We start from the raw sequence: 12,300 nt of genomic DNA, 5'->3' as shown, positions 1-12,300 counted from the left end.
CCGACGAGTAAGCTGGATGACAAGCGGCGAAGGGGACGAAATGGTCACGACGACGTCGGCGCGCGTGAAATCGCGGCCCGAGACCGAGCGCAAGCGCACCGAGATCCTGGACGCGGCGATCGAGATCTTCGGCGCTAAAGGATCCACCAACGGCACCCTCGCCGACATCGCCGAGCAGGTCGGGATGACGCACGCCGGGGTGCTGCACCACTTCGGGTCGAAGCAGAAGCTCCTGCTCGAGGTGCTCGACTACCGCGACAAGAGCGACGTCGCCCAGCTCGCCGATCAGCACATCCCCGACGGCCCCGAGCTGTTCCTGCACCTGGTCAAGACCGCATTCGCGAACGAGCTCCGACCGGGGATCGTGCAGACGTACACCGTGCTGTCGAACGAGTCCGTGACGGACGGCCATCCCGCCCGCGGCTTCTTCGAGCACCGCTACGACAAGCTCCGCACCGAGGTGTCCGCGGCGTTCCGCGAGTTGTGCGCGCAGGAGGGCGTGATGGACACCGCCGCGATCGGCACGGCGTCGGCGTCGATCCTCGCGGTCATGGACGGCCTGCAACTGCAGTGGCTGCTGGATCCCTCCGCCGTCGGGCTCGCCGAGGCGAGTGCCTTCGCGATCCGGGCGATCGTGAACGGCGTGCTGCACCCCGGGCCCGCGCTGGAGACCTACGCGGGACGCTGATCGCGGATCCGGTCGGCACCGGGATCCGCGTAGGCTCGGGGCCATGACGATCGACCTCGAAGCGCTCTTCATCGACCTGCACCGCAACCCCGAGCTCTCGTTCCAGGAGGTGCGCACCGCCGGCATCGCCGCCGGGCACCTGCGCGACCTCGGTCTGGAGGTCACCGAGGGCGTCGGGCGCACCGGCGTCATCGGCGTGCTCCGCAACGGCGGGGGCCCTGTCGTGTGGGCGCGCGCCGACATGGATGCGCTGCCCGTCGTCGAGGAGTCGGGGCTGCCCTACGCCAGCACCGCCAAGGGCGTCGACGCCGAGGGGCACGAAGTCGGCATCATGCACGCATGCGGCCACGACATGCACGTGACCGCGATGATCGGCGCGGTGGAGGAGCTCGTCCGCACCCGCGACGAGTGGTCCGGCACCCTGGTCGTCGTCATCCAGCCCGCGGAGGAGTTCGGCGCCGGCGCCCGCGCGATGCTCGACGACGGGGTGCTGGACCGCTTCCCTCGTCCCGACGTCGTCATCGGGCAGCACGTGACGCCGTTCCCCGCCGGCGTGATCGGCGTGCGGCCCGGGCCTCAGATGTCGGCCTCCGACGGTCTGCACGTGGTGCTGCACGGCCGGGGCGGACACGGGTCCCGGCCGCACTCCACGATCGACCCGGTGGTCATGGCGGCCGCCACGGTGATGCGCCTGCAGACGGTGGTCTCGCGCGAGGTGGATCCGCATGACCTCGCCGTGGTCACGGTGGGCGCCATCCACGCCGGCACCAAGAACAACATCATCCCCGCCGAGGCCACGCTCGACCTCAGCCTGCGCTACCCCGACGACGCGCTGCGCACCAGGGTGCTGGCCAAGGTCGAGCGCGTGATCAAGGCTGAGGCGATGGCGAGCGGGGCGACGCAGGATCCGACGATCGAGACGCTGCATACGCTGCCCGCCACGATCAACGACGACGGGGCGACCGAGCGCGCGACCGCAGCCTTCCGTGCCGCGTTCGGCGAGGAGAACGTCATCGATCCCGGCCTCTTCACCGGCAGCGAGGACGTGTCGTGGTTCGCCCGGGATGCCGGCGTGCCGCTGGTGTTCTGGTTCTGGGGCGGCATCGCTCCGGCCCGCTACGCCGCGGCCGTCGCGCAGGGCACCGTCGACAGCGAGATCGCCACGAACCACTCCCCGTACTTCGCCGTGGAGATCCACCCCACGATCGAGGTCGGCGTCAAGGCCCTCACCGTCGCGGCGCGCGAGTTCTTGGACTGAGCGCGCTCAGACCTCGACAGGCAGGTGCGGGAGCGCGGCGAGAGGGGCGTGCGCCTCGTGGTGCAGCCGCTCCATGCGCTCGTCGAGCTCGCTCGCGGCGTCGGCCGCCGCGGTGAGGTCGTCGACGAGGCGAGCGGGCACCTGGCCCTGGAACTTGTAGTGGATCTTGTGCTCCAGGCTCGCCCAGAAGTCCATCGCGATCGTGCGGAACTGCACCTCGACGGGCACCATGATCGGGCCCGAGGAGAGGAACACCGGCACCTCGAGGATCGCGTGCAGGCTGCGGTAGCCGTTGGCCTTCGGCGTCGCGATGTAGTCCTTCACGATGCGCACGGTGATGTCGTCCTGCGCGGAGAGCAGGTCGAACAGGCGGTACACGTCGGCGACGAAGCTGCAGGTCACGCGCACGCCCGCGATGTCGGTGATGTGCTCGCGGATCGTGTCGAAGTCGGGCTCGATCCCCCTTCGGGCCACCTTCTCGACGATGCTGTCGGGCGACTTCACCCGGCTCTTCACGTGCTCGATCGGGTTGTAGGAGTGATGGTGGGTGAACTCGTCGCGCAGGATCGAGATCTTCGTCTCGATCTCGCGCATCCCGAACTCGTACTCGTGCAGGAAGCGCTGGAACTCGTCTCGCAGCTCTCGCGCCTCGGACAGGGTCTGGTTCAGCGCGTCGTCATCGAGGGGGACCGTGCTCATGCCTGCGACGCTACGCAACAGGTGTTCGGATCTCCTGTGTGTTCGTTCTGAGCGGACCTCTCGAAGCAGCCGCTTCGAGAGGTCCGTGTTCGACATATCACGCGGGGATCGTCGAGATCCTGCCCGTTCCGTAGGGCAGCACGCGCCCGCGACGACGATGGCTGCGATCGATGCTGAACGAGGTGGCGGCCAGCACAGCCCCGCCGGCCGTGAGGACGATTCCAACCCAGGTGGGGGCGAGCAGACCCATCCCCGACGCGATGACGATTCCGCCGAGGGCGGCGCCGAGGCCGTTGGCGACGTTGAAGGCGGAATGGTTCAGCGCTGCGACCAACGTCTGCCCCTCGTGGGCCACATCCATCAGGCGCGTCTGGATCGTCGGCCCGAGAGCGGCCGCGCCCGCTCCGATGAGGAAGGCACTCGCGAAGAGCCCGACGGGCCAGCGCGCGGTGAGCGCCAGACAGATCAGACCGACCGACAGCAGCCCGAGCGCCGCGTAGCTAGTGCGCCGCACACTGCGGTCTGCGGCCCAGCCGCCGGCGAAGTTGCCCGTCGTCATGCCGACGCCCACGGTGGCGAGCAAGAACGGGAGCAGGTTCGGCGCGAGTCCTGTGATCTCACGCGATAGCGGGCTGATGAACGAGTAGACCGCGAAAAGCCCTCCGAAGCCCACGGCTCCCATGCCCAGCGCGAGCCACACCTGCGGCCGACGCAGCGCACGGATCTCGCTGCGCACGGTCGCCCGAGGGTCGGCCGGCAGCGCAGGGACGAAGACGAAGACGAGCGCGAGCGCCACCGCGAACAGCCCCGAGATCACGATGTAGGCGCTGGCCCACCCGAAACGCTGGCCGAGGCCGGTCACGACAGGGATCCCGACGATGTTCGAGATGGTGAGGCCGCCGATGACGGCTGCGGCGCCGAGCCCGCGGCGAGCCTCACCCAGGAGCCGTCTCGCGGCGAGAACGGCGAGACCGAAGTACGCCCCATGGGGCAGGCCGGCCAGGAACCTCGCACCGACGAGCATCGGCAATGTCGTCGACGTCGCAGACAGCACGCTTCCCAGCACGAACATCGCGAGCAGCGCGATGAGCACGCGCCGCACGGGGAGTCGTGCAGTGAGTGAGGCGATCGCCGGCGCGCCGACCACGACGCCGGTGGCGTACGCCGTCGTCACCCACGCCGTGGCCGCCAACGCGCGCGCAGGTTCGCTCTCATAGAGAGTCGGCAGGAGTGCCTGGGCGAGATTCGAAACGAGTCCCATCCCCGTGAACTCGCTGGCGCCGATCGCGAAACCGCCCAGGGCGAGCGCCGCGACGGCGAACAAGGGGATGCTGCGCACTCGAGTCAGTGCGTCCATTTCGTACTCCTTCGGGTATAAGCGGATGCCCACACCATCGGGAGCGCGATTTACACGGAGCCCAGGTATTGCTCCGTGCATGCTTCACGCTAGGAATCGACTGTTTCTCAGGGATTACACAATGTGCCTTCAGAAGTAAAACTCATCTACGAATGCTCTTCGCACCGACATCATCCGGAAACAAGAAGGCGATGTCAGCGTGCGCACCTCAGTCCGGCACGACGTCGAAGCCCGCGCCGCTGTCGAGCCGGCGGTATTCGATCCCGGGCAGAAGCTGCTCCGTGATCCAGTTGGTCAGCTGAGCGCCAGCCTCGCTGAGCGTGCCGTCATGGATCGGCACGACGACCTCGGGGCTGACGGCGCGGGCGTACTCGACGGCGGACTCGAGATTCAGCCACGGCGCGGCGATCGGCAGGAAGAGCACTCGGACTCGGGTGTCGGTCGGTGCGGGCGTGAGAGAGTCACCCGGATGCAGAAGCGTCCCGTCGATGAAGAAGGCGAGGTTCTCCTCGTCCGGGAGGTCCGGGTGGATCACGGCGTGAGCGCCCCCCAACGCGACGACGTCGAATCCGGCCGCCGCGAAGTGCTCTCCCGGCGCGACGACATGAAGGCGGCTGCCGTCGGCGCCCGCCTTCCGCAACATCGCCGCAACGGCTCCCGTCGTCCACACCGGCGCCCCGCTGTCCACCACCGCGGCGGCATCAACGTGATCCTGGTGATCGTGGGTGATCAGCACGGCGGAGGCGTTCCGCAACGCCTGCGGGTCGCTGTAGACGCCCGGGTCGATCACGAGCCTGCTTCCCCCCTTCTCCAGCGAGACCGCCGAATGCCGCCAGGTAGAGATCGTCGTCATGTCCTGCTCCTTCGTCACGATGAACGGCCCCACTCCGTGAGTGCGAACCGCTGAGTCGACCGCCTCTTCACGCCGGTCTCGAGGCGCGACGGTCGTTCTTCAACCGAGTTCATCTATCGCTTGCTCACAGTGAACCCGCTATTTCATAATGCCCTTTAGCATCTCCGATGTAAACGCAGGCCGCGCCCCCGTGATTCCCGTTCCGAGGCACGGCCCGCTCCGATATAGCGATATTCGAGGGGGTTCTGCAATGCATGATGAACAAGCCCGGAGGTTGTCCCGTCCACAACGATCCCGCTGGCCCAGTCACACCGGGTGGCGGGCTTTGGCACGCTCGGTCGCCGGTGGTGTGGCGATGGCCGCCCTGACCATCACGGGGTTCGCCGCTTCCGCGTCGGCTCAGACGTTCGGAGGCAATGTCAGCGTCACGTGGTCGATTCCGGGGGCGCCCTCGACAGGGCTTCCCGACGTGACGTTCTACGAGACGATCGGAAGCGACACGGCGCAGCAGGCAGGCACCTACTTCGCCCAGCAATTCGGCTTCGCGAAGGCCGCGGACGTCGGCTATACCGGACTCCAGCCCCGTGCTCCGCTCAACGGCGCACCCAGACTCCACGGCGTCTTCTCGAGCTTCATCAGCGGCACGACCAGCACGGACGCGAACTGCACCGACGGGGCCGACGGGGGTGCGGGCGTCAGTTGCGGCGTCGACTTCGATGGCGCGTATGGCCACCGGTATGCGCTCACGGTGAAGCGGATCGCCGCTGACACTTGGAGCGGAACCGCCACCGACACGACGACGGGGAGAAGCACCCACATCGGCAGCTACCGGCTGCCGTCGGGGAGTGGCGACCTGGTCGGCGGCCAGGCCGGATTCGTCGAGTACTACGACGCCCCGGCGTCCTGCAGCGAGCTGCCCCCGGTGCACGTGACCTTCGGCGGGCCGACATCCACCGCAAGCGGCGGGCTGAGCGGGCAGGTGAGCAGCCCCTACGAATACGGGGCTTGCCTCGGACAGGCGAACTATCAGGCTCAGCTGGTCGGGACGGGCGTGGAGATCACGCGCGGGTGGGGAGCCACGTCCTCTCCCGGCCCTCTGTCGGACGGATCGACCTACCAGATCCGCGACACGTCCACGAACCAGGTGATCGACGACCCCGCATGGTCCACGACGACCGGCACGCAGATCGCCGTCTGGACCGTCAACGGCGGTGCCAACCAATTGTGGACGGCCCACGCCAACAGCGACGGCAGCTACGCGCTGGTGAATCAGCACTCGGGCCTGTGCCTCGACGATGCTGCGTCGTCGACCACAGCAGGCAGCGCGGTCATCCAGTGGGATTGCACCGGCGGCGCCAACCAGAAGTGGACGCTCCGTGCCGCGACCGCGGGATACCAATTGGTCAACCAGTGGAGCGGCCTCGCGGTCGGCCCGAGCGGGACGTCTGCGGGATCGGGGCTCGCACAGCAGAGCGGGCCGGGTGCCACCTGGAGCTTCACCACGACCGGGTGACATCCGTCGCAACCGGCGCCGGAGAGTGCAACACCACGACGTCACCACGGAGGGTCTCCTCGTCACGATCGGGGAGACCCTCCGCGGGGCGTTCGTCCACGGTCGTCCGTCGGACCTTCGCGAACCTGCCTGATGGCTCGCGGCGAGCCACCTGAACTCCGCGGGGTCAAACGGCGATACCCGAGACCAAGGCGGCCACATGCTCGGCATGCTGTTCGGCCGTCAAGGGCTGACCTTCGACCTCGGGACGTCTTTGCCAGGGCAGCGGCCCCGTCGGACGCCGATACTCGACTCCCAGCGCGTCAAGCCTGCGCAGATGATCATCCAACCGAGCGGAGAACGCCTCGAAGGCTCCACGTCGCCGACTCCACAGCGCCTCCGCGATCGCGCACAACCGGGGGAAGGCGTAATAGTCGACCGTGCGCGGGGAATCCATGTGCTCGGTCCAGAGGTTCGCCTGTCCGCCGAGGACCCGCCGAGCTTCCTCGGGCGTGGCATCCGCCGGGATCGGCTCGAACGAATAGGTGTCGCGCAACGACAACAACGCTCCGAAGGGAATCGGCTCGTCAGGATCATCGGACTGGCGATAATCGAGATACGCCTTGTCGTCGGGGCAGGCCACCACGTCATAGCCTCGTCGCACGCCGGCAAGCGCACCTCTCATGCCCCTCCAGGACGCGACGACCGTCCCAGGAGGCGGGGTTCCCTCCAGCAGCTCATCCCACCCATAGGGCCGACGTCCACGGGCGATGATGTGCTCCGCGATCTGCTCGACGAACCACTCCCGGGCTCCGTCTTCCGTCGCGATGCCGCGAGCCCGCATGAGTTCCTGGGTTCGCGCATCCTCGCGCCACAAGTCGGTCGGGCACTCGTCGCCGCCGAGACCGATGTAGGCACTCGGAAACAGATCCATGATCTCCGTGAAGACGTCGCGGAAGAACTGCACCGTGGAGTCCTCGAGGTTCAGCACCTCAGGATGAACGCCCCACGTGGTCGCGACGGCGGGCGCTGGCGTTGCCGATGCATCGTCGCCCACACCTATGCCCAACTCAGGATATGCGGCGATGGCTGCACGGGAGTGCCCCGGGATATCGATCTCGGGCACGACCTCGATGAAGCGCTGCCGAGCGTACGCCACGATCTCACGGATGTCGTCCTGGGTGTAGAAGCCGCCGTGTGGGCGTCCGTTCACCGGCGAGTGCGGCGGCGGTCCGACCTGCGATTCGACCCTCCAACCGCCGATCTCGGTCAACCTCGGACGCGAGACGATCTCTACCCGCCATCCCTGATCGTCGGTGAGATGGAGATGGAGCAGGTTGAGTCGATGCATCGCCATCAGGTCGATGAAGCGAAGAAGATCATGCTTCGGCATGAAGTGTCGAGCGACATCGAGGAGCACACCCCTCCAGCCGAAACGCGGTTCGTCGCGGATCTGCGAGAAAGGGACCGAGATCGATTCCACATCAGCGACAGCAGCCGAGCGAAAGACGCGTTCCGGCAGCAGCTGCAGCAAGGCCTGAGCGCCGTAGAAGACCCCTGCCTCGTCACCTCCAGAAATGCCGATGCCGTTCGCATCGACATCGAGCCGGTAGGCCTCGGCCGGAAGATCTTCCGCGACTGTCAAGCGAACACCGACAGCCCGGTTCGCCCGGGATTCCCCTCCGGCGCTCACAGGGGTCAAAGGCACGCCCGCTCGCCCCACAGCGGTCGTGAGCCAGGTCGCGACGCGCTCCAACTCCGTACATGCCTCGACAGCCATCCCGGCACGGAGCACGAACAACCCGTCGGAGAACGATACCGACTGAGGCAAGGGCAAGAGAGAGATCATCGGGTTCCTAAAGCAGTGATGGCGGCGCTCGGCGGTATGAGAGACGAGGGCCGGAGGAATTGCGTCTGTCGCCAGAAGTAGGCCCTGCTACGTCACGCCCAGCTCGGCCGACAGCACCATGGCGGCGGCACCGAGCAGGACGAGATCCTCTCCTCCTGGCGCGGAGACCACTCTGAGCCCGGCATTCACAGCGGGGATGGACCGCTGAACGATCGTCTCCTCGACCGCGCGCAGGAAGTGGTCGCTGACGAGATCGACAGGCCCCGCGATCACGACATCCTTCACCCCGGTCAGCGCGATCATCGGCGTGAGAGCTCGCCCCAGAGCGAGCGCTGCATAAGAGAGGATCCGGTCGCGATCGCTCGGGTCGCGCTCCAGCCTGAGGCGCAGATTGGGAGCGGACGCCGCGAGATCGAGGCACCCCCGCAGTCCGCACGAGCACCTGTCGCCATCATCGTCGACGACGATGTGTCCGATCTCACCCGCCGCGAACTGCGGCCCTTCGACAAGAGATCCGCCGATGATCAGCCCCGCCCCGATGCCGTGCTCGAGGGTGACCAGAAGAAGAGAAGAACGCTCGGCACCCCGGTACGCGTACATTCCGAGCACAGCGGCATTCGCATCGTTGGCGACATGGATGGCACCTTCGTAGTCACCGCGGACGCCCGCTGCCAGGTCCACGTTCTCCCAGCGAAGCGAAGACGCTAGCCGAACGACCCGCTTGCTTTCGACGATTCCCGGGGTTCCGATACCTACGCCGAGCAACGGTGCCGTCGACAGCTGGATCAGGCGACCCAGGAGGTCAGCGACGAGGTCGAGCGCTGCCTCACCCGCTCTCCCCGCCACTGCGCCCTCGGCCCGGTGCAGCACCTTCCCACGAAGGTTGGTCACCACACCGGTGAAACGCTTCTCATCCGACAGATCGAGCGCGATGATCTGGAACGAGTCGTCGCGAACGGCGAGCATCGTCGCCGGCTTTCCGGCGCTCGTACGGCGGCGGGTGCCGATCTGCTCGATGACCCCCTTGTCGAGAAGCTCCCCGACGAGATCGGAAACCAGGGGCTTGGAGAGGCTGGACTGTCGCGCCAGGTCCGCTCGGCTGAGCGGACCATGCTGGATCAGCGCCTGCAACAGCAGCGTCCGGTTGGTCTTGCGACTGCGCTCGGGGGATGCGTTCTCTGTGACACGCAGCGCGCGCAGAGGCGAAGGGTGTTCGGTGTTCGCCATTGTGGCTGCGTCCTTCCCGCCGAACGAACGTCGGCGCGATCCAAATAAAGCAGACAAGATTACAAATATCAAACAAGACGAAACGAGAGCTCGAGCCGAGCCCCAGGGAGCAAGGTCAGCAACGAGAACGAGTCCGAGATCGCGGCCACCCGGCATTAGTAATGAGTTTTACGATATCTCTGAACGCTCAGGCGTTCTCGGGTCGTCCTCGCGCATTCCGGCAGGCAGCGCAGTGCATCAGCATGCTCTACGCGCTGCGCTGCCCGCCGGTGATCATTCAGCGCACGATGTCACGGACGCACTTCAAGGCCGTCGAAGGTGACTTTCGATCCACTCGAACGCGGGTCCGATGCCGGGCTCACCGAGAGTGTGACCGTGTGCGAACCCGAGAGTAGCTGCGGGCTCGTGTACACGCGCGTCCCCGGGGCTGCGGACACCGCGTAGAGCGACGCGTCGGCCACCACGGTGCCGTCGATCACCACTCGGATCAGGCCCCCGTCCGGTGCCTGCGTGGCCCAGATGGAGAGATGACGTCCGCTGAACGAGAACGCCGCCGTGGCCGTGGTAGAACCGGCGACGTGATCAGATCCGTTGCGGGACGCCACCACATTCTCCGTGGTCCATGTACCGGAGTAGCTGATGCTGCTCGACGAGTCGTCCGTGAACGTCGCTGCGCCCAGCGGGCTTCCACCGAACGCCCCCCTGTTCGGAACCGTCGTTGAGATCACGTTGCCCCAGTAGTCCGCTGCCGGCGGGTTCGCCACGGCGATCCCGTTGTTGGCGCCGGAGGAGCCGGAGGCGATCTGGTATCCGCCCACCGTCTGATAGCCCGTGGCCGCCGTACCCTGAGCGATGATCTTCGAGTCTGCTGTGGACGCGAACAGGTCGCTCGGCGGCGTGAAGCCGCGATAGACGTTGTTCGAGTAGTACGCGTTGTTCGGCATCGACGCGCCTGACGGACCAATGAAGATGTTGTTCGCAAGATACGTGAGGCTGGCGAATCCCAGATCCGGCGAAGCCGAACCGCAGTCGATCGTGTTGTTGTAGAACGCGAAGTCCGTCAGATTGCCGGGGTTGTCGACGACGCGGCAATCACCCACGGAGACGTTGTACCGGTACACGATCGACGTCGGCTTTCCTCCGCCGCAACCGACGCAATCCAGCAGGATCCCGCCGTAGTTGTTGTGGTCGTAGTTGTACTGATAGGTGCACCGGCCGGTCATGTAGCCGTCGCAGTCCCACGCCTCACTGTCGAACGTGTGCGCCACGAGGTTCATCGCCTCGTTGTACTGGAAGGTGGGGTTGTCGTCGTTCCATCCCCAGATCGCCGCGATGTTCTGCGGGTTGATCGCATTCGTCCCCGCGCCGTCGGAGATGTTGTGATCGATCAGGGGCGAGTCGGTTCCGCAGACCACGATGCCGTCGTTGCTGTTGCGCACCACCTTGTTGCCCTGGACGAGCACGTAGCGGTTCTTCACGACATTCGTGTTGGAGCCGTCGGTGCCGTACAGACCGATACCGTTGCCGCGCATGTCATGGACATAGTTGTCCGAGATCGTCAGACCCGCCATGAGGGCGCCATCGAGCGGAACGTTGAGCCCGATCCCGTGCGACATGTAGAAGCCGTTGGCGTCAGCACCACGATCGGAGACACCCATCACGTCGTGGACGTCGTTGTTGCGAATGGTGATACCCGAGTAGGTGGCAGCGCTGTTGATCGTGACCAGGATGCCGGATCGACGCGCCTCGGTCGCCGAGGAGTTCGTGACCTCGAGTCCGTCCACGATCCAATAGGACTGGTTCTGCAGGAGCACCGCGCTTTCCGCGACTGCACCGCCGGCAATGATCGGCTTGGCGCCCGACCCGTAGCCGGTGATCGTGATCGGAGCGCTGGCGCTGCCGTTGCCTTGCGGGAAGAGCCGACCGGAGCAAGTGACCCCGCGCTTGAGGAGAAGTTGATCTCCCGGCGAGAACGTGTGGCCGTTAGGACCACTCAAGGAATTCCACGGGCTGGTGCTCGTCCCCGATCCGTTGCTCGCAGCACTGCAGTCGACGTACCACGCCGTGCCGACGGCGGCCGCCTGAACCGTCCACGTGAACGTGATGCTCGATGCGTGCAGGCGCGAATCGGTTGCCGTGAGCGTCGTGGTCCACGAGCCCGCTGTCCGCGGGGTTCCCATGACCATGCCCGTCGCGTAATTGATGAGCAGGCCGTCGGGCAGGTTCGTGGCCGTCCAATCGACGCGCCCCACCCCTCCAGTTGCCGAGGGCGTCAGGCCGGTGGCCACGCCGATGGTGGATGTCTGCGTCGAGATCGCCGCGATCGCGGGCGGATCGGTCGCCGGAACCGTCCACTGCTGAAAGGCCGCGCTGGGCTGGCAGGGTTGAAGCTCCAGCCGCGCCCCGTCGATGATCGCCTGTCCGGTCACGCTCAGGCACTTGCCCGACTTGAGGTTCGAGATCGTGCCGTTCGGGAGTGCCACCCATTTCTGGTCGCTGCCGCTGCTGACACAGCTCCACAGCTCCACGACCGTGCCGTTCGCCACTGCCTGACCGCTGATGCTCAAACACTTGCCGAGCACGCGGACCGTGCCGTCGGAGGAGAGCGTCCAGGACTGCGCGGAAGCGCCGTTGCACGAGAACAGCTGGATGATGTTGCCGTCCTGAGTGCTCGAGTTTCTGTCGTCGAGGCACTTTGCGCCGATCGTGATCTGACCGGGTGTCGCCGCGGATGCGGGCTGAGCGCTGATCAGCAGCCCGAAGACCACGGCGATGATCACCGCTATCACGGCCCAGGGCCGTCGTTGTAGCACGTGAGGGGTTGTCATCTTCGTCTCCTCCTGTTTGTGGTGCATGTGATGGATTCCCGCTGCGGTT

9 protein-coding genes are annotated in these 12,300 nt (G+C 66.4%); 3 read left to right on the top strand and 6 right to left on the bottom strand.

The window, feature by feature from the left end:
• Positions 1-40: 40 nt before the first annotated feature.
• Both ACTJI8_RS08695 and ACTJI8_RS08690 read left to right on the top strand, forming a co-directional pair.
• Positions 41-688, top strand: coding sequence for a TetR/AcrR family transcriptional regulator (locus ACTJI8_RS08695; protein ID WP_440733024.1), 648 nt, complete (start codon positions 41-43; stop codon positions 686-688).
• Positions 689-731: 43 nt separating this feature from the next.
• A complete protein-coding gene (locus ACTJI8_RS08690; protein ID WP_440733023.1) occupies positions 732-1,946 on the top strand; it encodes an amidohydrolase in 1,215 nt (404 codons plus the stop codon).
• A 6-nt stretch (positions 1,947-1,952) separates the two neighbouring features.
• On the opposite strand, the gene ACTJI8_RS08685 is transcribed toward ACTJI8_RS08690, so the two are convergent.
• From ACTJI8_RS08685 to ACTJI8_RS08675, 3 genes are all read right to left on the bottom strand, one after another.
• Positions 1,953-2,645 (bottom strand): GTP pyrophosphokinase, encoded by a 693-nt coding sequence (locus tag ACTJI8_RS08685; protein ID WP_440733022.1) that lies wholly within the window; start codon positions 2,643-2,645, stop codon positions 1,953-1,955.
• A gap of 97 nt (positions 2,646-2,742) precedes the next feature.
• The gene (locus tag ACTJI8_RS08680; protein WP_440733021.1) at positions 2,743-4,002 is read right to left on the bottom strand and encodes an MFS transporter; all 1,260 of its coding nucleotides are present in this window, start codon (positions 4,000-4,002) and stop codon (positions 2,743-2,745) included.
• 208 nt (positions 4,003-4,210) lie between these two features.
• A complete protein-coding gene (locus ACTJI8_RS08675; protein ID WP_440733020.1) occupies positions 4,211-4,855 on the bottom strand; it encodes an MBL fold metallo-hydrolase in 645 nt (214 codons plus the stop codon).
• A gap of 355 nt (positions 4,856-5,210) precedes the next feature.
• On the opposite strand from ACTJI8_RS08675, the gene ACTJI8_RS08670 reads away from it, so the two are divergent.
• Positions 5,211-6,368, top strand: a complete 1,158-nt coding sequence (locus ACTJI8_RS08670) for an RICIN domain-containing protein (RefSeq protein ID WP_440733019.1) — start codon at positions 5,211-5,213, stop codon at positions 6,366-6,368.
• 166 nt (positions 6,369-6,534) lie between these two features.
• On the opposite strand, the gene ACTJI8_RS08665 is transcribed toward ACTJI8_RS08670, so the two are convergent.
• From ACTJI8_RS08665 to ACTJI8_RS08655, 3 genes are all read right to left on the bottom strand, one after another.
• Positions 6,535-8,196, bottom strand: a complete 1,662-nt coding sequence (locus ACTJI8_RS08665; protein WP_440733018.1) for a beta-N-acetylhexosaminidase — start codon at positions 8,194-8,196, stop codon at positions 6,535-6,537.
• Positions 8,197-8,283: 87 nt separating this feature from the next.
• A complete protein-coding gene (locus tag ACTJI8_RS08660) occupies positions 8,284-9,423 on the bottom strand; it encodes an ROK family transcriptional regulator (RefSeq protein WP_440733017.1) in 1,140 nt (379 codons plus the stop codon).
• A 290-nt stretch (positions 9,424-9,713) separates the two neighbouring features.
• The gene (locus tag ACTJI8_RS08655) at positions 9,714-12,251 is read right to left on the bottom strand and encodes a ricin-type beta-trefoil lectin domain protein (RefSeq protein WP_440733016.1); all 2,538 of its coding nucleotides are present in this window, start codon (positions 12,249-12,251) and stop codon (positions 9,714-9,716) included.
• Positions 12,252-12,300 lie beyond the last annotated feature (49 nt).

Origin of the sequence: Microbacterium sp. 22303 (assembly GCF_052045265.1) — a bacterium.
Lineage (GTDB): Bacteria > Actinomycetota > Actinomycetes > Actinomycetales > Microbacteriaceae > Microbacterium.
This window is presented reverse-complemented; position numbering and strand designations above follow the sequence as displayed.